Annotated in this window: 24 protein-coding genes; 19 read left to right on the top strand and 5 right to left on the bottom strand. The window is 40.5% G+C overall.

The features are described from left to right. Window positions 1-19 precede the first annotated feature (19 nt). From ODU37_RS07635 to ODU37_RS07625, 3 genes are all read left to right on the top strand, one after another. A complete protein-coding gene (locus ODU37_RS07635; protein ID WP_249562180.1) occupies window positions 20-1,600 on the top strand; it encodes a DEAD/DEAH box helicase in 1,581 nt (526 codons plus the stop codon). Between the two features lie 130 nt (window positions 1,601-1,730). Then, window positions 1,731-2,141, top strand: coding sequence for a GNAT family N-acetyltransferase (locus tag ODU37_RS07630; protein ID WP_044759056.1), 411 nt, complete (start codon window positions 1,731-1,733; stop codon window positions 2,139-2,141). Window positions 2,142-2,259: 118 nt separating this feature from the next. After that, on the top strand, window positions 2,260-2,871 hold the full coding sequence (locus ODU37_RS07625) for an FMN-dependent NADH-azoreductase (protein WP_044759055.1): 612 nt from the start codon (window positions 2,260-2,262) through the stop codon (window positions 2,869-2,871). A 15-nt stretch (window positions 2,872-2,886) separates the two neighbouring features. On the opposite strand, the gene ODU37_RS07620 is transcribed toward ODU37_RS07625, so the two are convergent. The 4 genes from ODU37_RS07620 to ODU37_RS07605 form a co-directional block, all read right to left on the bottom strand. Beyond that, the gene (locus ODU37_RS07620) at window positions 2,887-3,159 is read right to left on the bottom strand and encodes a GIY-YIG nuclease family protein (RefSeq protein ID WP_044768123.1); all 273 of its coding nucleotides are present in this window, start codon (window positions 3,157-3,159) and stop codon (window positions 2,887-2,889) included. Further along, window positions 3,149-3,898 carry a tRNA1(Val) (adenine(37)-N6)-methyltransferase gene (locus ODU37_RS07615; protein WP_044768122.1) on the bottom strand — a complete coding sequence of 250 codons (750 nt, stop codon included), beginning with the start codon at window positions 3,896-3,898 and terminating at the stop codon, window positions 3,149-3,151. Before ODU37_RS07615 ends, ODU37_RS07620 begins: the two co-directional genes overlap by 11 nt. 80 nt (window positions 3,899-3,978) lie before the next feature. Continuing rightward, on the bottom strand, window positions 3,979-4,230 hold the full coding sequence (locus tag ODU37_RS07610; RefSeq protein WP_029171324.1) for a hypothetical protein: 252 nt from the start codon (window positions 4,228-4,230) through the stop codon (window positions 3,979-3,981). Window positions 4,231-4,239: 9 nt separating this feature from the next. Further along, window positions 4,240-4,494, bottom strand: coding sequence for a hypothetical protein (locus ODU37_RS07605; RefSeq protein ID WP_044768121.1), 255 nt, complete (start codon window positions 4,492-4,494; stop codon window positions 4,240-4,242). 477 nt (window positions 4,495-4,971) lie between these two features. On the opposite strand from ODU37_RS07605, the gene ODU37_RS07600 reads away from it, so the two are divergent. After that, the gene (locus tag ODU37_RS07600; RefSeq protein WP_249562181.1) at window positions 4,972-6,063 is read left to right on the top strand and encodes a cystathionine gamma-synthase; all 1,092 of its coding nucleotides are present in this window, start codon (window positions 4,972-4,974) and stop codon (window positions 6,061-6,063) included. A 3-nt stretch (window positions 6,064-6,066) separates the two neighbouring features. Further along, on the top strand, window positions 6,067-7,227 hold the full coding sequence (locus tag ODU37_RS07595; protein WP_044753338.1) for a MalY/PatB family protein: 1,161 nt from the start codon (window positions 6,067-6,069) through the stop codon (window positions 7,225-7,227). A 31-nt stretch (window positions 7,228-7,258) separates the two neighbouring features. Here ODU37_RS07595 and ODU37_RS07590 read toward each other — a convergent pair whose 3' ends face one another. Further along, window positions 7,259-8,098, bottom strand: a complete 840-nt coding sequence (locus tag ODU37_RS07590) for an AraC family transcriptional regulator (RefSeq protein ID WP_024395295.1) — start codon at window positions 8,096-8,098, stop codon at window positions 7,259-7,261. Between the two features lie 104 nt (window positions 8,099-8,202). Here ODU37_RS07590 and ODU37_RS07585 point away from each other — a divergent pair, with 104 nt between their 5' ends. The 14 genes from ODU37_RS07585 (at window position 8,203) to ODU37_RS07520 (ending at window position 23,308) form a co-directional block, all read left to right on the top strand. Next, window positions 8,203-10,377, top strand: a complete 2,175-nt coding sequence (locus tag ODU37_RS07585) for an alpha-galactosidase (RefSeq protein ID WP_249562182.1) — start codon at window positions 8,203-8,205, stop codon at window positions 10,375-10,377. Window positions 10,378-10,389: 12 nt separating this feature from the next. Continuing rightward, on the top strand, window positions 10,390-11,625 hold the full coding sequence (locus ODU37_RS07580) for an extracellular solute-binding protein (RefSeq protein ID WP_024400474.1): 1,236 nt from the start codon (window positions 10,390-10,392) through the stop codon (window positions 11,623-11,625). Window positions 11,626-11,759: 134 nt separating this feature from the next. Continuing rightward, a complete protein-coding gene (locus ODU37_RS07575) occupies window positions 11,760-12,632 on the top strand; it encodes a carbohydrate ABC transporter permease (RefSeq protein ID WP_013730463.1) in 873 nt (290 codons plus the stop codon). A 10-nt stretch (window positions 12,633-12,642) separates the two neighbouring features. Next, the gene (locus tag ODU37_RS07570; RefSeq protein ID WP_002937312.1) at window positions 12,643-13,473 is read left to right on the top strand and encodes a carbohydrate ABC transporter permease; all 831 of its coding nucleotides are present in this window, start codon (window positions 12,643-12,645) and stop codon (window positions 13,471-13,473) included. Between the two features lie 69 nt (window positions 13,474-13,542). Then, window positions 13,543-14,991: a sucrose phosphorylase gene (gene gtfA / locus ODU37_RS07565; RefSeq protein ID WP_029172452.1), complete on the top strand. Its 1,449-nt coding sequence runs from the start codon at window positions 13,543-13,545 to the stop codon at window positions 14,989-14,991. A 72-nt stretch (window positions 14,992-15,063) separates the two neighbouring features. Then, window positions 15,064-16,680 (top strand): alpha-glucosidase, encoded by a 1,617-nt coding sequence (locus ODU37_RS07560; protein WP_398580449.1) that lies wholly within the window; start codon window positions 15,064-15,066, stop codon window positions 16,678-16,680. A 79-nt stretch (window positions 16,681-16,759) separates the two neighbouring features. Further along, window positions 16,760-17,389 (top strand): uracil phosphoribosyltransferase, encoded by a 630-nt coding sequence (gene upp, locus ODU37_RS07555; RefSeq protein ID WP_012027487.1) that lies wholly within the window; start codon window positions 16,760-16,762, stop codon window positions 17,387-17,389. Between the two features lie 95 nt (window positions 17,390-17,484). Then, window positions 17,485-18,096 carry an ATP-dependent Clp protease proteolytic subunit gene (locus ODU37_RS07550; protein WP_223375679.1) on the top strand — a complete coding sequence of 204 codons (612 nt, stop codon included), beginning with the start codon at window positions 17,485-17,487 and terminating at the stop codon, window positions 18,094-18,096. A 126-nt stretch (window positions 18,097-18,222) separates the two neighbouring features. Further along, entirely contained in the window at window positions 18,223-18,495 is a 273-nt protein-coding gene (locus ODU37_RS07545; protein WP_002937299.1) for a YlbG family protein, read from the top strand. 131 nt (window positions 18,496-18,626) lie between these two features. Further along, on the top strand, window positions 18,627-19,796 hold the full coding sequence (locus tag ODU37_RS07540) for an ABC transporter substrate-binding protein (RefSeq protein WP_015647140.1): 1,170 nt from the start codon (window positions 18,627-18,629) through the stop codon (window positions 19,794-19,796). Window positions 19,797-19,996: 200 nt separating this feature from the next. Then, a complete protein-coding gene (locus ODU37_RS07535) occupies window positions 19,997-20,884 on the top strand; it encodes a branched-chain amino acid ABC transporter permease (protein ID WP_024387920.1) in 888 nt (295 codons plus the stop codon). A 2-nt stretch (window positions 20,885-20,886) separates the two neighbouring features. Further along, a complete protein-coding gene (locus tag ODU37_RS07530; protein WP_002937293.1) occupies window positions 20,887-21,834 on the top strand; it encodes a branched-chain amino acid ABC transporter permease in 948 nt (315 codons plus the stop codon). Then, window positions 21,834-22,598: an ABC transporter ATP-binding protein gene (locus tag ODU37_RS07525; RefSeq protein WP_024390245.1), complete on the top strand. Its 765-nt coding sequence runs from the start codon at window positions 21,834-21,836 to the stop codon at window positions 22,596-22,598. The genes ODU37_RS07530 and ODU37_RS07525 overlap by 1 nt, the downstream gene beginning before the upstream one ends. Next, window positions 22,598-23,308 carry an ABC transporter ATP-binding protein gene (locus ODU37_RS07520; RefSeq protein ID WP_023370933.1) on the top strand — a complete coding sequence of 237 codons (711 nt, stop codon included), beginning with the start codon at window positions 22,598-22,600 and terminating at the stop codon, window positions 23,306-23,308. The genes ODU37_RS07525 and ODU37_RS07520 overlap by 1 nt, the downstream gene beginning before the upstream one ends. Window positions 23,309-23,799: the final 491 nt, after the last annotated feature.

The raw sequence follows: 23,799 nt of genomic DNA, 5'->3' as shown, positions 1-23,799 counted from the left end.
AACGCACTTGGTATCATAATTGAAATTTACAGATTTACAATTATCAGAAGATATTTTGCTTGCCGTTGAGAAGGCTGGTTTTGAAACGCCGTCACCAATCCAGGAGCAGACCATTCCGCTTGCTCTTGAAGGTAAAGATGTGATTGGTCAAGCCCAGACGGGGACAGGGAAAACTGCAGCCTTTGGTTTGCCAACCCTCAACAAAATTGACACAAACAATCAAGCAATTCAGGCCTTGATTATCGCCCCAACACGTGAGTTGGCGGTGCAGAGTCAAGAAGAACTTTTCAAATTTGGTCGTGAAAAGGGTGTGAAAGTCCGCTCTGTTTACGGTGGCTCAAGCATTGAAAAACAAATCAAGGCCCTTCGCTCAGGTGCCCATATCGTTGTTGGTACGCCAGGGCGTTTGTTGGACTTGATTAAGAGAAAAGCCCTCAAGCTTGACGGCGTTGAAACCCTCATTCTTGATGAGGCTGATGAAATGCTCAACATGGGCTTCTTGGACGATATTGAAGCGATCATTGAACGTGTGCCAGAAAGTCGCCAGACTCTCCTATTTTCTGCGACCATGCCAGAGCCAATCAAGCGTATTGGTGTCAAATTCATGAAAGAGCCTGAGCACGTTAAGATTGCAGCTAAAGAATTGACCAATGTGAACGTTGACCAATACTATATCCGTGTCAAAGAACATGAAAAATTTGATACCATGACACGCCTTATGGACGTTGACCAGCCTGAATTGTCTATTGTCTTCGGTCGTACTAAGCGCCGTGTCGATGAATTGACTCGTGGTTTGAAACTGCGTGGCTTCCGTGCAGAAGGTATCCACGGAGATTTGGACCAGAACAAGCGCCTCCGTGTTATTCGTGATTTTAAAAATGACCAGATTGACGTCCTTGTTGCGACAGACGTTGCGGCGCGTGGATTGGATATTTCAGGTGTAACGCATGTTTATAACTACGATATTCCACAGGATCCAGAAAGCTATGTTCACCGTATCGGTCGTACAGGTCGTGCGGGTCAATCAGGTCAGTCTATTACCTTTGTTTCACCAAACGAGATGGGCTACTTGGCAATCATCGAAGATTTGACCAAGAAACGTATGAAAGGTCTCAAGCCTGCAACTGCTCAGGAAGCATTTGAAGCCAAGAAGAAAGTTGCTTTGAAAAAGATTGAGCGCGAAATGGCGGATGAAACTATCCGTAGCAATTTCGATAAGTTCAAGAAGGATGCTGTCAAGTTGGCGGCTGAATTTACTCCAGAAGAATTAGCACTTTATGTGTTGACCTTGACTGTTCAGGATCCAGAAAGCCTGCCAGAGGTAGAAATTGCGCGTGAAAAACCTTTGCCATTCAAGTTTGCACCTGGTCAAGCCAAGGGCAAGGGTGGCCGTGGTGGTCGCGACCGTGATCGTGGTGGCCAACGAGACGGTGACCGCAATCGTGATCGTGGCGGACGCCGTGGTGATCGTAACGATCGCAACCGTCGTGATGACAAGTTCAAACGTGACAACCGCCGTCAGGACAACAAAAAACCACACCAACGCACATCAAGTGAAAAGAAAACAGGCTTTGTTATCCGCAATAAGGGTGAGAGATAAGCTCAAAACCGCTTCCTAATTGGAGCGGTTTTTGTTATACTAGAAGTAGCAAAACAGGAGGTAAGACCATGGGCATTTTGACAATGGATAAAGCCTTTGTATTCTAAAAAATAATACAAAGGAGAAGATCATGATTACTTACAAACAAGATCCTCAATTTGATTTTCAAGCTGTCCTTGAACTCTATGCTTCAGTTGGTTGGACAAATTATACTGACCGGCCTGCCATGTTACAGAAGGCTTTGGATCATAGCCTGTTTGTTCTTGCGGCCTATGACGGTGACCGTCTAGTGGGTCTCTTGCGAGCAGTTGGTGACGGCCATTCAATCGTTTTTATTCAGGACATCTTGGTCCTGCCAACCTATCAGCGACAAGGAATCGGGCGTCAGCTTTTGGAGCAGGCCATTACCCACTTTCCAGGTATTTATCAGCTACATCTCTTGACGGACAATACTGAGAAAACACGGTCTTTCTATGAGGCAATTGGCTTTACAGCCGTTGATAGCCTGGACTGTGTCGCATACACCTATTTAAAAAAATGATAACAGTTTTGAATGCAGAGGCTGGGAGACCAGCCTTTTGCTTCGAGCAAATGATTTGAATTTCAAGTAAAAAAGAGTAGAATAGAACTATCAATAATTAGTGATAAGGAGATGAACAATGGCAACCGTATTAATTGTAAAGGCCCACCCCCTCGACGCACAAAAGTCCTATGCCTTGCGGGCTTTGGAAGAGTTTCAAACTCGGTACGCCAGTTTGCGCCCAGAAGATCGGATTGAAATAGTCGATGTCTTTGAGGACCAGATTCCAGCTTTGGATAAGCCTTTGTTAGAATCTATGGGAGCAGCAAAAAAAGGTATAGAAATCAGTCCTGAACAAGCGGAGCAGTTAGACCGCTACAATGCCTTGACCCAACAATTTCTTGCAGCAGATAAGATTGTTGTGGTCAATCCCCTTTGGAACCTCAATGTGCCAAGTCAATTAGTGTCATGGATTAATACCATTAACGTTGCAGGACTGACCTTCAAGTATGGACCTGAGGGCTCCATCGGATTGGTCAAGGGCAAAAAATTGTTGCATATCCAGTCTAATGGTGGTGTCTATGCTGGTCAGGATCCAGCAGCCCAATACATCAAATCTGTCTTTGAATTTCTTGGCTTTGAAGACATCCATCAGGTCTTCATTGAAGGGCAATCAGCTGATCCAAGTCAGGCTCAAGCGATATTTGAAGAAGCTATGGGGAAAATTGATACAATTTTGGAAGTATTTTAAATAAAAAGCCTCGTACTATTTTGTACGAGGTTTTTTTGTCATTTCTGCGATATAGTCTAACTTGCTCTGCCGACTGCGTTTCTTAAAGAGTGCCTCAGCGGACATAGCTTCCTGCTTACTAGCAAAGGCTTCTTGATAGAGCAGGCTGACAGGCAAGCGTCCGCGGGTGTACTTGGCCCCTTTCCCAAGATTATGGGTAGCAAGCCGCTTCTCCACATCAGTCGTATAACCAGTATAAAGACTCCCGTCGGCACATTCCAGCACATAAAAGTAGGCCTTATTTTCCATAATAAATCTCACGAATAGCCGGAGTATAGTCGCCGTTTTCCTCATGGACAACCAGAGGTGGCAGGATGTGCAGACCGTCCACCGAGCCGTCCTTGATAGCCTCAATTAGTAGCATATTGGCCTCCTTGCTGGCCTTGGGATAGACAAACTGGATACGTTTGGGAGCCAGCTTGTAGGTTCTTAGTGTGTCCAAAATATCTAAAAATCGGTCGGGCCTGTGGACCATGGCCAAGCGACCATTGGATTTGAGCACCTGTTGGGCCACCTGGCAAATGCTGTCTAGGTTGGTTGCGATTTCATGTCTGGCTAGAAGATAATGCTCGCTTTCATTGAGGTTTGAACCCTCGTCTACCTTGAAGTAGGGAGGATTGCAGAGCATCAAATCCACCTTGGACCGCAAATCATATTGAGGCAAGTTTGCCAAGTCATCATTGATAACCGAAACCTGTTCCTCCAGACCATTGAGGGCGATGGAGCGGCGGTTCATGTCAGCAAGCCGTTCCTGCAACTCGACCTGAATAATATGAGCCTTGGTGCGTGTGGAGGCAAAGAGACCCACTGCCCCATTTCCACTACAAAGGTCAACAATCAGCCCCTTCTGAGCAGGCATTTTTGGAAAACGCGACAGGAGGACACTGTCGATCGAGTAGCTAAAAACCTCCCGATTTTGAATAATCTGAACATCTGTCGAGAAGAGCTGGTCAATCCGCTCTCCGTCTAATAACTCAATTTTTTGCATGATTTTATTATACCATCTTTAGCAGAAAATCTCAGTCCATTTTGGAAGAAAAAAGGAACGCATATCACACTCCTTTCAATCTAACTAAAAAATTCAATCCAAGCCCCGACCAGCAAGAAAGCGATACAGAGATAGATTTGCCAATTTGCCTTCAAGGTCCATTCTTTAGACCAAAAGGCACTACGGGCAGTACCGACAGTCGCAAATAGCAAGAGTGCAAGCCAGAGGCTAGGTCCCTTATTTAGCCACTCCCCTACACTTCCTAGAAGCAACAATATCATCAAATAAAAATTCAAACTCCGATAAAATTCTTTATTAAATTCCTTAAACATAGAAAATCCTCACAATACAAAGAAGGAAATGATTATCCAACTAGCAATCAATCCAATCGTCAGATAAATCTGCCATGTTTTTTTTATCCAGCTACGTGACTTAAAGAAAGCTAGATAACCAGCATAAAGTCCGACTCCAAGCTTGAGAAAATGGATAAACCAAAACGGTCCATTTACAGCAGCATAAATCACTTGTAGGATACAAAGAATGGAGAAATAAAATTCCCAAGTTCGATAAAATGTTCTATTGAATTGTTTAAACATTCTTGTCTCCTTTCAGCTATTTACCAAAAATAAAACGCAGAAAAATAATCAATACAATCAATCCGATATAGAAGATATAACCCATGCGAGTGAGCTACTTTTCTTCGTTGAGGAAAAAAGCCCTGAAAATATGAATAGGAATGATTATTAGAATTAGGCTTGTATACCAGAGTGGCCACTGATCAAAGCTATCATTGGCAGTTGGTAGCAGAAAGCAAATCCAAAATACCATAGAATAAAAATTACTGAAACGGTAGAAGTATTTGTTGAATCTGATTTTCATAATGATCACCTCTTTGTCATTATATCAAATTAATAATGGATAATCCAGCAAGTATATGTAAGGGGGGAGATATTGTTATAAAGAAAAACTATAACAAAGCTTGCTATTTTTCTATAAGTATTTTTGGATATTTTTCACACCAAATCTCCTATTTCATGCTAGACTATATTGTAAGTTAGATTGGAGTAGATGTTATGACAGATTATAAGATTGATACGATTTTAGCGCATACGGGCATCAATAGTGATGAGAGAACAGGTGCCTTGATTTCCCCTATCCACCTTTCGACGACCTATCAACACCCTGAGTTTGGTCAATCGACAGGTTATGACTACACGAGAACAAAAAATCCGACACGTGCCAGTCTAGAGACGACTTTGGCAGCTATTGAAAAGGCCGACTATGCCCTAGCAACGAGCTCGGGAATGGCTGCTCTGGTCTTACTTTTTAATGGTTTTCCTGTAGGGAGTCAAGTGGTAGCGGCGCGTGATTTGTACGGTGGTTCCTTCCGTTGGTTCAATGAGCAAGAGAGCATCGGTAGATTTCAATTTACCTATGCAAACACCGAGGAGGAGCTGATTGCAGCCATCACCGAAGAGACAGACTATGTTTATCTGGAGACACCGACTAACCCACTCATGGTGGAGTTTGACATCGCTAAGGTTTCGGCTATCGCCCATGCCAAAGGTGCTAAGGTGATTGTCGATAACACTTTTTACAGCCCTGTTTATCAAAATCCACTTGTTCTAGGAGCGGACGTTGTCCTACATTCAGCAACCAAGTACCTATCTGGGCATAATGATGTACTAGCTGGCGCTTTGATGACCAATGATCAAGCCCTATATGATAAGCTCTTTTATGACCAAAATACATCGGGTCCAACCCTATCTCCACTGGATTCTTACTTACTCATGCGTGGACTCAAAACCCTCTCGCTTCGAATGGAGCGGGCGACACAAAATGCTCAGAAAATTGTTGCCTATTTGGAGAAGAGTCCAGCAGTCAAGCAAGTTTACTACACAGGAAAAGGTGGGATGATTTCGGTTAAGGTGGTAGATGAAAGTCGGATTCCCTATATTCTCAACACCCTGAAAGTCTTTACCTTTGCTGAAAGTTTGGGAGGAGTGGAAAGCTTGATTACCTACCCAGCCACTCAGACCCACGCAGACATTCCAGCTGAAACCCGTCATTCTTATGGATTGACAGATGACTTGCTTCGTCTGTCTATTGGTATAGAGGATGCGGAAGACTTGATTGCAGATTTAAAGACAGCCTTGGAGGGATAAGATATGACACAGTATAATTTTATAGATAGTCCGAATCGCCTATCCCAGCATGCGGAAAAATGGAGAAAAGTAGAGACGGATAAAGAACTCTTACCCTTGTGGATAGCAGATATGGACTTTGAGCCTCTACCAGAAATTCGCCAAGTTATCCGTGACTACGCAGATCATCATGTTTTTGGTTATCCTTATGCTAGTGACAGCCTCTATCAGTCTATTATTGACTGGGAAGATAGACAGCATGGCTACAAGATTGAAAGAGAGTCCATCCTACTCATTGAAGGAGTTGTTCCTGCCTTATCTGTGGCTATTCAAGCTTTGACAGAAGAAGGGGATGCAGTCCTAATTAATACACCTGTCTATCCACCCTTTGCGCGGACTGTAAAATTAAACAATCGTCAGCTAGTCACCAATTCACTAGTTGATGTGGATGGTGTTTTTAGGATTGATTTTGACCAGCTTGAAAAGGACATTGTAGAGAATCAAGTGAAACTCTATATTTTCTGTAATCCCCACAACCCAGGTGGTAGTGTTTGGACAAGAGAGGAAGTGTTGGCCATTGGACGTCTTTGTCAGAAACATGGTGTTATCCTTGTCTCAGATGAAATACATCAAGATTTGACCTTGTATGGTCACAAGCATTATTCCTTTAACACAGTGGATGAAAGTTTTAAAGAGTTTTCAATCATCTTATCATCTGCGACCAAGACCTTCAATATCGCTGGTACAAAAAATAGCTTTGCAATCATTGAAAATCCAAGCATTCGCAAGACTTTCGCTAAGCGTCAATTGATAAATAATCAGCACGAGATTCCAACGATTGGCTTGTTAACCACAGAAGCTGCTTTCACTTATGGAGATGAGTGGTTGAAGGAGTTGAAGGTTATTTTGGAGAGAAATATAGACTTTGTTGAGGAGTATTTGACAACCCATACAAGGATCAAGGTCATGAAGCCCCAGGGAACCTACCTCATCTGGCTTGATTTTTCTGCTTATGAGTTAGAGCATGCGGAGCTCTTTGATATTCTTCATTGTAAAGCGAAGTTGATTTTGAATGATGGTTTGACCTTTGGTAAGGAAGGTAAGCATCATGCACGTCTGAATGTAGCAGCACCATTCAACATGATTGAAGAAGCCTGTCAGCGACTTGGTAAGGTTTTTGGATAAAGAAATAAGGACTAGGTGTGAGTAAAATCACCTAATCCTTATTTTTTTGTGTTTTTCTAAATTCTGTCGGGCTCATATGGAAATAATTTTTGAAGGCCGCGCTGAAGGTGAGAGGGTCTTGGTATCCGACAGAATAGGCGATTTCAGTGATACTCCGAGAAGCATCTTCTAATAGTTGACAAGAACGATTCATTTTTACTTGTAAAATATAATCTTTGATAGAATAGCCAGTTTCCTGCTTAAAAATTTTATAGAGATAGCTTCGGCTTAAAGCTAGAAAATCTGCTATTTCAGAAACTTTAATTGGATGGGCATAGTGGTTATGGATCATCTTGATGGCTTGCTGAACATAGTGTTTGGTTTGTGTTTCAGGCTTAATTAATGTTTCACTGGGAAATTCCTCAATGAGTGCTGCTAAGAGTTGGTTGAGGTAGCCAATTAAGACCAATTCTGTGATAGAGGGGATGGGATGCATCTGAACATGGTTAATCTGATGCATGTAGCCTAGAATTGGTGACTCTAGATTGGAGTGGAGGTAGTAGTTTTCTAGCAGTTGACTTTGATTAAGTAGGTCTTTTGCTCGTGAACCACTAAAACCAACCCATACATAGGTCCACGGGTCTATATCATCAGCTTGATAGAAAATGGAAACATCCTTTGGAAGAATAAATATATCCCCGGCAGAAAGATAGCTAGTCTTACCGTCTACAAGAATCTTCCCTTTTCCATTTGTAATAAAATGCAGGACAAAATTATCACGGATAGTAGGACCGAAGGAATAGCCCTTGTCACATTGTTCGGCACCGTAATGGTCTACATTTAGGTCAAAATTATGACTATCCAATTCATTATAGATATTTAGAATATTCATTTCAATCCTCCTAGGAAACATTATAACATGTTTTAAATACAAAAGACCATTAAATAAAGCGTTTTCATTTTGTACAATAAGACCATAAAGAAGAGATAGGAGAGATGAATGTGATTGAGATTTATAATGAAAAACAGATTTTTCACCTGAAAACAAGAGAATTCTCTTATATCATCCAAGTGTTGGAAACAGGCGATCTGGTTCATCGTTATTTTGGGAAAAAAATCGAAAAATTTAGCGATGGAAACAAAATAACATATTTAGATCGATCGTTTTCTCCGAGTCCAATTACTGGGGATAGGACATACTCATTGGATGTCCTCCCACTCGAATATTCCAGCAATGGTCTGGGAGATTTTAGAACCTCAGCATTAGATGTTCGGAATGAATTTGGAGTCACTCTTGACCTAAAATACAAAGAGTATCGATTATACAAGGGGAAAAAAGAACTGAGGGGATTACCAGCAAGTTTTGGAAATCAAGAAGAGGTAGAGAGTCTTGAAATTGATCTTTACGATCAGTTGACAGATATTACCGTAACTCTTCAGTATTCTGTTTTTGAAGAAGCTTCCTATCTCGCACGGTCAGCTACAATTCAAACTGGCAAATATCCATGCAAACTAGAGAAGGTCTTGTCTGCAACGCTTGATTTTCCACATCAGGATTTCATTGTTCACAGCTTGGCAGGACGTTATGCTTATGAAAAAGAGTGGACACAGACCCCATTGACAAAAGGTCAGTATTCGATTGGTAGCATTCGAGGTGCTTCAAGTCACTCAAGAACACCCTTCTTAGCACTAGCCTCACCTGATGCAAGTGAGGACAAGGGCGATGTTTATGCGGCCCACCTTGTCTATAGCGGCAACTTTACAGCATTTGTCGAAACGACAGCCATGGAAACCAGTCGATTGGGACTAGGATTGGAAAGTCACTATTTCTCATGGCAATTGGATAAGGATGACCGGTTTCAAACTCCAGAAGTTCTCTTATCATATACTGATAAAGGATTTACTGGCATGACACAAAATAGTCATCACTTTATCACAAAACACCTCATTCGATCATCGTTTGTAAACAAACCAAGACCCATTTTAATCAACAACTGGGAAGCGACCTATTTTGAATTTACAGAAGAAAAGATTTTACAGTTAGCTCAGGTTGCAAGTCGAGCTGGTATTGAATTGTTTGTTCTGGATGATGGTTGGTTTGGTAAACGAAACAATGATGAAAGTTCATTGGGCGATTGGAAAGTCAATTTGGATAAGTTGCCAAATGGTTTGAATGGTTTAGCAGAGCGAATAAATGAGCTTGGTATGAAATTTGGACTGTGGTTTGAACCAGAGATGATTTCTATTGATAGCGATCTTTATCGTGAGCATCCTGATTGGGCAATTCGCACAGAAGGACGCTTACCAATCTACAGCCGAGAACAATTAGTTTTGGATTTGACCAAGCAGGAAGTCTGTGACTACATCATTGATAGCGTCTCTTCCATATTAGAATCAGCCAATATTTCTTATGTAAAATGGGATATGAACCGTAATATCACCAATATCCCTGAAGGTTTAGCAAATGACCAGCGCTTTGAGTTCCACCATCGTTACATGCTAGGTCTCTACCGTGTATTAGACCACCTTACCAAGCGGTTCCCGGATATTCTTTTCGAATCCTGTGCAGGCGGTGGAGGTCGTAATGATTTGGGAATCATGTATTACATGCCACAAGCTTGGGCAAGTGATGATACAGATGCGATTGAGCGCTTATCTATTCAAGAAGGTACTAGTTTGATTTATCCCCCTTCCTCAATTGGTGCACATGTTTCTGCAGTTCCAAACCATCAGGTTGGTCGGATCACACCTCTTGCTACACGAGGCAATGTGGCTATGATGGGAGGAGCATTTGGTTACGAGCTGGATTTAACGAAACTTTCGGAAAAGGAATTGGATGAAATCAGTCAGCAAATCGAAACCTATCACTCCATTTGTGAAACTATACAATTCGGTCAGCTCTACCGTCTGAAAAAGACGAGCAATATCTGGGCTGCCAATTATGTTAGTCAAGATAAGAATCAAGTGGTCTTTACATTTGTAAAAATTCTTGCCAAGCCAGAAGCGCCTTTGCTTCATGTTCGGTTGAAGGGGCTAGACCCGGATACCTTGTATGGATGCCCTCAATTGGGAGAAACATTCTACGGGGATGAACTGATGAACATTGGTCTTACAATGCCACATGTTCAAAAAGATTATTTTAGTGTACAATATATTTTTAACAAAATCTAGGAGGATTTTATAATGAAAATGAAAACATTTTTAAAATGTGCATCGGTTTGTGCTTTTGCTAGCTTCTTGGTTGCTTGTGGGAATGCAAGTAGTAGCGATAAGGTAGAAATTGAATATTTCTCACAAAAACCTGAAATGCAGGCTACTCTTCAGGAAATTATTAATGATTTCGAAAAGGAAAATCCTACGATTGATGTTAAATTTTCAAATGTACCAGATGCAGGAACTGTTCTGAAAACCCGTATGGCTAACAATGAAGCACCGGATGTGATCAACATTTATCCACAAAATGCGGACTTCAAAGCATATGCAGCGGATGGACGTTTCCTAGAAATTGGTGATGATGCAGGTCTCAGTCATCTAAAAGATGGTGCTGTAACGCCTTATCTTGTTAACGAGAAAAACTATACTCTTCCATTGACAGCTAATGCCTATGGTATTTACTATAATAAGGATAAGTTCAAAGAATTGGGTCTCGAAGTTCCAACTACCTATGCAGAATTTGTGGCTTTGGTAGACAAAATCAAGGCTGATGGCAGTGCAGCACCGTTTGCTCTTTCATTGAACGATGCTTGGTCATTGAACGGCTACCATCAGTTAGCTTGGGTAACTGTTGCGGGTGGATTTGATGGTGCAGAAGATATTCTGATTCGTAGTGCAAAGGGAGCGATTCAAGATGATGCGACAACAAAAGCAGTGTTAGAACGCTTGCAATTGTTGAAAGACAATGGACAAAAAGGGGCAACAGGCGCGCTCTATGCAGATGCAGTGGCATCCTTTGCAGCAGGTGATGCTCTCATGCTTCCACAAGGTACATGGGCAGCTACAGCTGTAAACCAACAAGAACCAGAATTTGAATATGGTATGTTTACCTTCCCTGGTGATAAAGATGGTGGTGACTATACCATCGGTGCAGCAGACCTTGCTCTATCTATTTCTGCAGATACAGAGCACCCAGAAGAGTCTAAAAAATTCCTAGAATATCTCTCTCGTCCAGAAGTGATGCAAAAATACTATGATGTAGATGGCTCACCAACTTCAGTTGAAGGTGTAGATACAGAAGGTAAGTTTGAAGAAACTGCTGGAGTTACACAATATGCCTTTACTGATAAACACGTAGTTTGGTTGCAATCTGAATGGGAATCAGAAGAAGAGTTCTGGAACATCACTGTTGAAATGGTAAAAAATCCAAACTCAGCAGAATTAGTGAAAAAACTGAACGCATTCTTTGATCCAATGAAAAAATAATCCAGGAAAACTATAAGCAGGGGCTAGTTGTAGCCTAGCCTCCTTATAGTTGCCTAGTGTCAGTTTTAGTAACCCTATGGGATTCCTTGAACTGAGACTAAGCAACTATAACTTTATCAAAAAGGAGTACCATGATGAATCAAAAAGGTTTTATTGCCAAATATTGGCCCTATCTATTTGTTGCCATACCAATTGGCTTACAGTTAATCTTTTTCTTCTATCCCCTATTTACAGGTATCTATTATAGCTTGACGGATTGGAATGGATTGACATCTGATTTCAAACTAATCGGTATTCAGAATTACTTAGATATTTTAAAAAATCCTGATTTTTACACTTCCATGACTTTTACCATTATCTTCACCATTGGTTTGGTCATCGGAGAAATTGTTATAGGGATTTGGTTGGCTAGTCTCCTCAATCGTAAGATTAAAGCAGTTGGTTTCTTTAGAACTTGGTATTTCTTCCCAGCAGTACTATCCACAGTCACTTTAGGATTGATTTTTGTTCAATTGTTCAACTATGGTTTTACACAGATTGGAGAAATCCTTCATATCGATTGGTTGATGGAAAACTTATTGGTACAAGAAAATACTGTTATTCCAGCTGTACTTTTTGTGGCTCTCTGGCAAGGATTGGCTATGCCAGTTATCATCTTCCTGTCTGGCTTACAAAGTATTCCAGAAGATGTGAAGGAAGCAGCTGCAATCGATGGTGCAACACGCTCTCAACAATTCTTTAATATTGAACTTCCATTCTTATTACCATCTATCAGTATGGTTTTCATCTTAGCAATGAAGTCAGGTTTGACAGCATTCGACCTTATCTTTGCATTGACAAGTGGCGGCCCAGATGGCAAAACAGAATCCTTGGGTTTACTCGTTTACAACTATGCCTTTGTAGACAATAAATTCTCTTATGCCAATGCTTTGGCTGTAGTACTCTTCATCTTCATTATTGTCATCTCATTGATTCAGATGAGAATTTCGAAGAAATTTGAAATTTAGGAGGACTGTCATGAATACTCAAAAACAGAAAAATTGGTGGGTCTATCTCGTACTCTTCAGTGGTATTCTCTTCATGTTTATTCCGCTTCTTGTGACGATTATAAGTTCGTTCAAACCAACCAAGGAAATTACCAGCAACTTCTTTGGTCTTCCTGAAAATTTCACCTTAAATAACTACGAACGCTTGTTTAATGACGGGATTGTACAATATTTTGGCAATTCTGCCTTGATTACGATTGTAGCTGTTGGCTTGATTCTACTTGTTATTCCAATGGCAGCTTTCGCCGTAGCCCGTCAAATGAAACGTCAGACAGTGTTTAACTTTATCTACTTTTTCTTGATTATTGGGATTTTTGTACCTTTCCAAGTGATTATGCTCCCAATGACCAAATTAATGTCAAGCCTTGGTTTGAACAATATTGTCGGTTTGATTATTCTATATTTGACCTATGCAGTTCCTCAGGCCCTCTTCCTCTACGTCGGTTATATTAAGACCATTGTTCCTGAAGAAATGGATGAAGCGGCAGCTATTGATGGCTGTGATAAATTTACCATGTACTGGAAAATCATTTTCCCACTCATGAAACCCATGCATGCTACGGTTTTGATTATCAATGCCCTCTGGGTCTGGAACGATTTTCTATTACCGCTCTTGGTTTTGAATCGTGATCAAAGCATGTGGACTTTACCTCTTTTCCAATACAACTATCAAGGTATGTATTTCAGTGATTATGGACCATCATTTGCTTCCTATGTTGTAGGAATTATCCCAATCTTACTTGTTTACCTCATCTTCCAAAAACATATTATTTCAGGTATGACGAGTGGTTCAGTCAAATAAATCTAAAGGTTGACTTGTTCAACCTTTTCTAAAAAATAAAAAAGAAAAGGCTTACAAAGGAGAGTATCGATGAAAATTAAAAACCAAGCTATGTTGATTACTTACTCAGACAGTTTGGGTAAGAATCTCAAGGATTTGAAAAAAGTTCTTGAGGGACCATTAAAGGATGTTGTGGGAGGTATTCACATTCTACCATTCTTCCCATCATCAGGTGACCGTGGGTTTGCGCCAATGGATTATACAAAGGTGGACCCTGCATTTGGAGATTGGTCAGATATTGAAGCATTGAGTAAGGACTACTATCTGATGTTCGATTTTATGATCAATCATATTTCAGCAAAATCTCCTTATTTCCTTGATTTTCTTGAAAAGAAAGATGAATCAGCTTATGCGGATTTGTTTATTCGCTATAAAAACTTTTGGCCAAATGGTGAGCCAACGCAAGAAGATGTTGATTTGATCTATAAGCGTAAACCTCGTGCTCCATATCGAATTGCAACATTTGCTGATGGTAGCGAGGAGAAGGTATGGTGTACCTTTGATGAGCAACAGATCGACTTGGATGTGACTACAGAGACAACACGCCGGTTTATCCAAGAAAATCTGGAACAGTTGGCAGAACATGGTGCTTCGATTATTCGTTTGGACGCCTTTGCTTATGCCAATAAGAAAATAGGAACCAACTGTTTCTTTGTGGAGCCTGATATTTGGGAAATGCTCCATTTTCCACGTCAGTTATTGGCACCAAAAGATGTGGAAATCTTGCCTGAAATTCATGAACACTACACCATTCAGCAGAAAATTGCGGAACAGGATTATTATGTTTATGACTTTGCCTTGCCAATGCTGGTTCTCCACGCTTTGTATTCTGGTCATGTCAATCGCCTGGTTCACTGGATGGAGATTTGCCCTCGCAAGCAATTTACAACTCTTGATACACATGATGGAATTGGTGTTGTGGACGTTAAGGACTTGTTGACGGATGAGGAGACAGAGGAAACGCGTGAGGCCTTGTATGCACAAGGTGCCAATGTGAAGAAAATTTATAGTACAGAAGCCTATAATAATTTGGATATTTATCAGATTAACTGTACTTATTATTCTGCTCTTGGCAATAACGATCAAGCTTATCTGTTGGCGCGTGTTCTTCAATGTTTTGCACCAGGTATTCCACAGATTTACTACGTTGGTTTACTAGCAGGTGAAAATGATATTGAGCTTTTGGAATCAAGTAAGGAAGGCCGCAATATCAATCGCCATTACTATGATTTGGAAGAAATTGAGCAGGAAGTGCAACGGCCAATTGTACAATCCTTGTTCAAACTCCTTAAATTCCGCAATACAAGTCCAGCTTTCGACGGAGAGTTCTCTGTTAAGATGCTGGATGAAACAAGTATGGAAATTTTCTGGAATAATCAAGATGCAGGGGTGTCTGCCCGTCTAACAGCAAACCTAAAAGAAAAATCCTTTGAAATTGTTGAAATTGAAGAGGGAAAAATTACCACAATTGAGTTATAATATGATTATATAGAAAGAGGGGGATTCCTCTTTTTCTTGACTAAATAAGATTGTGCAGAAAGGATCAATCAAATGTCAGAAATACAAAAGACGGATTGGTGGAAGAAGTCCGTCATTTACCAAATTTATCCTCGTAGTTTTCAAGATTCAAATGGAGATGGAGTCGGGGATATTCGAGGAATTATCAGCCGATTAGATTATCTCCATGATCTTGGAATTGATGCTATTTGGCTAAGTCCTGTTTATCAGTCCCCCATGGATGACAATGGTTACGACATCAGTGATTACCAAGGAATTGCTCCAGAATTTGGGACCTTGGAAGATATGGAAGAGCTGATTGCAGAAGGCCATAAGCGCAATATCAAAATAATCATGGATTTAGTACTCAATCATACCTCGGATGAACATTTCTGGTTTCAAGAAGCTCTCAAAGGTCCAGATAATCCTTATTATGACTATTTTGTTTGGGCTGATGAACCGAATGAATTACGCTCGACCTTCTCAGGCTCTGCTTGGGAATATGTTCCTCATCTGAACAAATACTATCTCCACCAATTCTCTGTTAAGCAACCAGATTTGAACTGGAAAAATCCTGCTCTGAAACAAGAAATCTGGGACATGATTAATTTTTGGATTGAAAAAGGTGTCGGCGGTTTCAGGCTAGATGTAATTGATTTGATTGGAAAAGAACCGGAAAAATTAATTACAGCCGATGGACCGACTCTCCATCCTCTTATTCAGGAATTAAATGAGAAAACCTTTGGTGCATACGACTTAGTGACTGTTGGGGAAACCTGGAGTGCCAATCCAGAAAATGCTCAGTTATATTCACATCCTGACAGAAAAGAATTTTCGATGATTTTCCAATTTGAACATGTCGGACTGGATCAGCAGGAAGGGAAAGAAAAGTGGGATTTGGCACCGCTAGATCCAGCTCGTTTGCATAAGGTTCTATCCAAATGGCAGACTGAACTGGTTGGTAAAGGCTGGAACTCGCTTTTCTGGAATAACCACGATTTACCTCGTGCCATTTCTCGCTTCGGTGATGATCGACCTGCATTTCGTGAACTAAGTGGTAAAATGTTAGCTATTTATCTTCATTTTATGTCAGGGACACCTTATATCTACCAAGGTGAGGAAATTGGTATGATTAATACACCGATTACGGATATTAGCCAAGCGGATGATATTGAAACACGTCGCATGTATGCGGAACGGATTGAAAATGGCTTCACCAAGGAGGAATTGATTACTTCTATAAATGCCAAAGGTCGTGATAATGCTCGCCGTCCAATGCAATGGACAGAGGCAGAAGGAGCGGGCTTCAGTACAGGTCAAGCCTGGCTGGCTTTGGGAGATACTGTCAAAGACATCAACGTTGAAAAAGCACTTGCAGACAAACAATCGCTTTTCTATACCTATCAGAAATTAATTGCTCTTCGGAAAGAGTATCCTTGTATGTCTGAAGGAAAATATGAAGTGATGGAGACTGAAAATAGCTCGGTAATGGCCTACCGTAAATATGATGAACAGGATGATTTCATCATATTAGTAAACTTTTCAAGCCAGGAGCAGGCTTATACTATAGCTGTGGAAGAATATTCTATTTTCATGAACAATTATGAAAACGAAGAGGCGATTAATAAAGGGATGTTGAGACCTTTTGAAGCTATCGTTTTCAAAAAATAAATAAATTTGCCATATTCTCAAGCATTTTTTCAATTTTTTTGGTAAAATAGAAAAAACAAAAAAGAGAGGTTTTATCATCATGGGGAAATTCCAAGTCATTTCACACCCACTCATTCAGCATAAGTTGTCTATCCTTCGTCGTACATCTACTTCAACAAAGGATTTTCGTGAGTTGGTTAATGAAATCGCGATGCTGATGGGTTACGAAGTTTTGCGTGACTTGCCACTTGAAGATGTGGAGATTGAAACGCCAATCACTAAAACAGTTCAGAAACAAATTGCAGGTAAAAAATTAGCTATCGTACCAATTCTTCGTGCAGGTGTTGGTATGGTTGATGGTTTGCTAAGCTTGGTCCCAGCAGCTAAAGTTGGTCACATCGGTATGTACCGCGATGAAGAAACCCTTCAACCCGTTGAGTATCTTGTGAAATTACCAGAAGACATTGATCAACGTCATATTTTTGTAGTTGACCCAATGCTTGCTACAGGTGGTTCAGCTATTCTTGCAGTTGATTCATTGAAAAAACGTGGTGCTTCAAATATCAAATTTGTTGCTCTTGTTTCAGCTCCAGAAGGTGTAAAAGCTCTTCAAGATGCACATCCAGACATTGATATTTACACAGCAGCTTTGGATGAAAAACTCAATGAAAAAGGCTACATCGTACCAGGTTTGGGAGATGCAGGTGACCGCTTGTTCGGTACAAAATAATTAAGAAATCAGCTCTGCTGGTTTCTTTTTCATTTCCTGAAATCGTGTTTTTTATTTGACCAATTTTGACTATTCATATATAATGAGTACAGAAAATCTCGAAAAGGAGTAATTTTATGATTCCAGTAGTTATTGAACAAACTAGCCGTGGTGAGCGTTCTTATGATATTTACTCACGCCTTTTGAAAGACCGTATTATCATGTTGACAGGACCAGTTGAGGACAACATGGCAAACTCTATCATTGCACAATTGCTTTTCCTTGATGCCCAAGACCCTACAAAGGATATTTACCTCTATGTTAATACGCCAGGAGGATCGGTGTCAGCAGGTCTTGCCATTGTAGACACGATGAATTTCATTAAAGCTGATGTTCAAACCATCGTTATGGGAACAGCTGCGAGCATGGGAACCATCATTGCATCAAGCGGTGCCAAGGGCAAACGTTTCATGTTGCCAAATGCAGAGTACATGATTCACCAGCCAATGGGTGGAACTGGTGGCGGTACTCAGCAAACAGATATGGCTATTGCAGCAGAACACCTATTAAAAACACGTAATAAGCTAGAAAAAATCTTGGCAGACAACTCAGGTAAGACAGTCAAGCAAATCCATAAGGATGCGGAACGCGATTACTGGATGTCAGCTGAAGAAACCTTGGCTTACGGATTTATTGACCAGATTATGGACAATACAAAAGTCAAATAAGCAGTGACAAATATGTAATAGTACTGACTATTCCTATTAGCTCCAACTCTTTTACAGGTAGTTGGAGCTTTTCATTTATCATTGAAAACGGTATAATATAGAAAGAGAATTTTTAGAGGAGAAGACATGTTTGAGAAGAAAAATCGCACTTGCTTAACTGTCTATTTACACTACAATCGTGATGCACGTAAACTCAGCCAATATGGAGATATTGTTTACCATTCCAAACGCTTGCGATATGTTTTGGTGTATATGGATCAAGAACTAGTAGAAGCTACCATATTAAAATTGAAAAAGGAACGTTTTGTAAAAAAAGTGGTTCCTTCATACATTAAGGAATTAGACCAAAACTTTGTAGGTAATCTATGGAGAGATGAAGAACCGTCAGTCGTAGGATAGTCGGAATTAGCAGGTATGTATCCCCTGCTAATTTTTTATTTTAAAATTTTTTTCTTTTTTTGTTGACAATTTTCAGATAATTCAGTATATTAGATACATCGTAAAATTTAAGAAAGATTTAAGGAGTTTTCATGAAAACAAGAAAATTTGCAGTAGCGCTTGCTACATTTGCCTCTGCAGCTTTACTCGCTGCATGTGGTAATGTTTCGACAACCAATACTTCAGCCGCAGGTTCTTCTGTAGGTGATACATTTAAAATCGGCTACAACTTGGAGTTGTCAGGTGCTGTTTCGTCTTACGGTCAAACAGAGGAAAAAGGTGCCAACCTTGCCGTGAAAGAAATCAATGCTGCGGGTGGTATTGACGGCAAAAAAATCGAAGTGATTACAAAAGACAACAAGTCTGAAACAGCAGAGGCAGCTACTGTTGCAACAAGCTTGGCAAGTGAAGGGGCAAACGTTGTGATTGGCCCTGCTACATCAGGAGCTTCAGCAGCCTCTATTCCAGCATTGACATCTGCTGGTGTTCCTATGATTACTCCTTCAGGAACTCAAACAAACCTGGTTGTGAACGATAAAGGTGAGGTCCAAGAATACTTCTTCCGTACAACCTTTACAGATGGGTATCAAGGTCAAATTATGGCTAAATACGCTACTGAGAACTTGTCAGCTAAGAAAGTTGTTCTTTACTTTGACAACTCTTCTGATTATGGTAAGGGTGTAGCAGAGGCGTTCAAGAAAGCTTACACAGGAGAAATCGTTTCAGAAATCACATTTGCTTCTGGCGATAAAGATTTCCAAGCTGCTTTGACAAAATTGAAAGATAAGGAATTTGATGCGATCATCATGCCTGGTTACTACAATGAAACAGGTACAATTGTGAAGCAAGCACGCGGTTTGGGTATTGACAAGCCAATTCTTGGTTCAGATGGTTTTGACTCACCACAATTTACTGAATTGGCAACTGCATCAGCAGCATCAAATGTTTACTACCTTTCTGCATTTGTAACATCAGCAAGTGAAAAAGCAAAAGCATTCTATGATGCCTATGTGAAAGAATACAATGAAGAGCCATCAATGTTCTCAGCTCTAGCTTACGACTCAGTTTACATGGCAGCAGAAGCAGCAAAAGGTGCAGCTGATTCAGCAGCAGTGAAGGCTAATCTTGCAGCTCTGAAAGACTTTAAAGGTGTGACTGGTACAATGTCTATTGACAAAGAGCACAATGTCGTTAAATCAGTTTATGTTGTTAGTTTAACAAACGGAGAAGAATCATCTGTAGATACTATCTCTATTGACTAATAGTGGACGAAAAGAGGGAATTCCCTCTTTTTCACTTGTCAGAATGTATAGAATAGTATGCATGCGGATATAAAATTTGGTTAAAATTTCTGTAATTTTAATGATTAAACTCTCTATCTAACTTGCTTATTTTCAGAAAATTTTGTATAATGTAACAATGCTATTGAGCTCGAAAAATATTTAGAAAGATTGGTGAACCTATGCTTCAACAACTTATCAATGGTTTGATTCTTGGTTCTGTTTATGCCCTTTTGGCCCTTGGTTATACCATGGTGTACGGAATTATCAAACTCATTAACTTCGCCCATGGTGATTTGTATATGATGGGTGCTTTTATGGGGTACTTCCTATTAAATAATTTAACTTTTATTGTAGATGGTGGAACGCGTTTCTTTGTTGCTCTCATTCTAGCGATGGTAGGGACGGCTATTCTCGGTGTCGTTATAGAGTTTTTAGCCTATCGTCCTTTGCGTAATTCAACGCGTATAGCAGCTTTGATTACGGCTATCGGTGTATCCTTCTTCTTGGAATACACTATGATTAAATTCTTTACAGCAGACGTAAAAGCCTTTCCACAAGCAATCGAAGCTGTGACTTTTAACCTTGGTCCTGTTTCTGTTACTAATATCCAGTTGATTATTCTTGGTGTATCGCTTGCGTTGATGGTCGCTCTTCAATTAATTGTCAAACGTACAAAAATGGGGAAAGCCATGCGTGCGGTCTCTGTAGATAGCGATGCAGCTCAGCTTATGGGGATCAATGTAAACCGTACAATCAGCTTTACTTTTGCTCTTGGGTCAGCTCTTGCGGGTGCTGCGGGTGTTCTCCTAGGTCTCTACTACAACCAGATTGAGCCTTTGATGGGGATGACCCCAGGTTTGAAAGCCTTTGTAGCGGCAGTATTGGGCGGTATCGGTATTATTCCAGGTGCTGCGCTTGGTGGCTTCGTTATCGGTATCATCGAAACATTCACCTATGTGATTGAATTCGATACTTTCCGCGATGCGATTGTATATACTGTTTTGATCATCATCCTCTTGGTGCGTCCAAGTGGTATTCTTGGTAAAAATGTGAAAGAGAAGGTGTAACCATGAAGCAAAATTTAAAAGTTAATGCGATTTGGTTGGCTATCTTATTGGCTGGTTTTGGGCTTATTCAAGGTCTTGTATCAGCAGGGATTCTGAATTTTTACTACATCCAGATTGTTCAGCAAATCGGTATTCAAATTATCTTGGCAGTTGGTTTAAACTTGATTGTTGGTTTCTCAGGTCAATTTTCACTTGGTCATGCTGGTTTTATGGCTATTGGTGCTTATGCAGTAGGTATTCTTGGGAAAATGATGCCAACTTATGGTGGATTTGCTATCGCCTTGATTGTTGGGATGTTAATCTCAGGTGCAGTGGCTCTTTTAGTTGGTATTCCAACCCTTCGTTTGAAAGGGGACTACCTTGCAATTGCTACTCTTGGTGTTGCAGAGATTATTCGTATTTTAATTATCAATGGTGGTAGTGTAACGAATGGTGCAGCAGGTATTATGTCTATTCCACTCTTTACAAGCTGGCCTTTAGTTTATATTTTTGTAATCATCACAACCTTGGTGACAGTTAACTTTTTGCGCAGTCCGATGGGACGTGCTACAATTTCTGTTCGTGAGGATGAAATTGCGGCAGAATCTGTAGGTGTCAATCCAACATTTGTGAAAGTTTCAGCCTTTGTATTTGGTGCCATGACGGCAGCCATTGCAGGTGGTCTCCATGCAGGATACGTTGGGACAATTGTTCCGAAAGACTTTGCCTTTATGACCTCCGTTAACGTTTTGATTATCATTGTATTGGGTGGTTTGGGCTCTATCACAGGTACCTTTGTAGCAGCCATTGTACTTGGTATTTTGAACGTATTCCTCAAGAGTTACTCTGATATTTCAATGATTATCTATTCATTAGCTCTTATTCTCTTGATGATTTTCCGTCCTGGAGGTCTTTTGGGAACTAAGGAATTCAGCGTAGCAGCTCTACTCAAGAAGAAGGAGGTTAAGTAATGGCATTACTTGAAGTAAAAGATTTAACCAAGAACTTCGGTGGCCTGACTGCCGTTGGTGACGTGACCATGGAACTTCATGAAGGGGAATTGGTTGGTCTTATCGGTCCAAATGGTGCTGGTAAAACGACTCTTTTCAACCTCTTGACAGGTGTTTATGAGCCAAGCGAGGGGACAATTTCTCTTGCAGGGACTATTTTGAACGGTAAAGCACCATCAAAAATTGCTTCGCTTGGTCTTGGTCGTACTTTCCAGAACATTCGTTTGTTCAAAGATATGACCGTTTTGGAAAATGTTTTGATTGGTCTTGGCAATCATGGTAAATCAGAAGTATTTGCAAGTTTCTTCCGTCTCCCAGCATTCTATAAGAATGAAGAAGCGTTGAAAACAAAAGCGATTGAACTTTTGAAAATCTTCGATTTGGATGGAGATGCAGATACATTAGCTAAAAACCTTCCTTACGGTCAACAACGACGTTTGGAAATCGTTCGTGCCCTTGCGACTGAACCAAAAATTCTTTTCTTGGATGAACCAGCGGCTGGTATGAACCCACAAGAAACGGCAGAATTGACCCAACTTATCCGTAAAATCAAAGAAGAATTTGGCATTACTATCATCTTGATTGAACACGATATGAGCTTGGTTATGGAAGTAACGGAGCGGATATACGTATTGGAGTACGGTCGTTTGATTGCCCATGGTACACCAGAAGAAATTCGTAATAACAAGCGTGTAATTGAAGCCTACCTTGGAGGTGAAGCTTAATGGCAATGTTAGAAGTAAAAAATCTTTCCGTTAACTACGGTGTTATCGAAGCTGTTAAAGATGTTAGCTTTGAGGTTAATGAAGGTGAAGTTGTAACCCTTATCGGTGCTAATGGTGCTGGTAAAACCTCTATCCTTCGTACTATTTCAGGACTTGTTCGTCCATCAGCTGGAACGATTTCTTTCCTTGGAAATGAGATTCAAAAAGTTCCTGCTCGTAAAATCGTTGCGGACGGTTTGTCGCAAGTTCCAGAAGGTCGACATGTCTTTGCAGGCTTGACTGTTATGGAAAACTTGGAAATGGGTGCCTTCCTTCGTAACAATCGTGAAGAAAACCAAGCAAACTTGAGAAAAATCTTTGCTCGTTTTCCACGTTTGGAAGAGCGTAAAAACCAGGATGCCGCTACCCTTTCGGGTGGTGAACAACAGATGTTGGCCATGGGACGTGCCCTAATGAGCCAACCAAAGCTCTTGCTTCTTGATGAACCATCAATGGGCTTGGCTCCAATCTTTATCCAAGAAATTTTTGATATTATCCAAGATATTCAAAAACAAGGAACAACTGTCCTCTTGATTGAGCAAAATGCCAACAAAGCTCTCGCTATTGCAGATCGTGGCTATGTTCTAGAAACAGGAAAAGTCGTCCTCTCAGGCACAGGAAAAGAACTCCTCGCCTCAGAAGAAGTCAAAAAAGCATATCTGGGTGGCTAAAATGAGGCTGACGCCTCATTTTAGGTTGGAAATAGGGACCGTCGGCAGACGGTCTTTCCTTTTTTCTTTATGTTGAAAATTAAAAACTCTCAGAAACGCCGAAATATCAATGTTTCTAAGAGTTTAATGACTTGCTATCTTTCGCAAACTTCTTCAATTTTTTATATTTTTAGGAGTTTGTCTACGTTCTGAACCGCTGGTAAGCGGTTTTCTTTATAAGTGAGTTACCTCACGTTTTAAGTTGGAGATGAGAACTGCCGGCAGGCAGTTTTTTTATATTCGGATAGGCAGTTTTAATCGGGAGATAGGAAAACTAGCAACTTGGGTTGCTAGTTTCAGAATGAAGACAAAGTCGTTAGAATTATATTTCTAACGGCTTTTTCATATGTAAAGTAGTATAATAGAGATAGGAATACTAGCTAATAAGCAGAGGGAGAATCGCTATGTTACACAAAGAAAATCCAGACTACAATCGCGGTCAATTTGGTTTC

The sequence above is a fragment of the Streptococcus sp. 2021WUSS109 genome (assembly GCF_044427305.1).
Lineage (GTDB): Bacteria > Bacillota > Bacilli > Lactobacillales > Streptococcaceae > Streptococcus > Streptococcus suis.
This window is presented reverse-complemented; position numbering and strand designations above follow the sequence as displayed.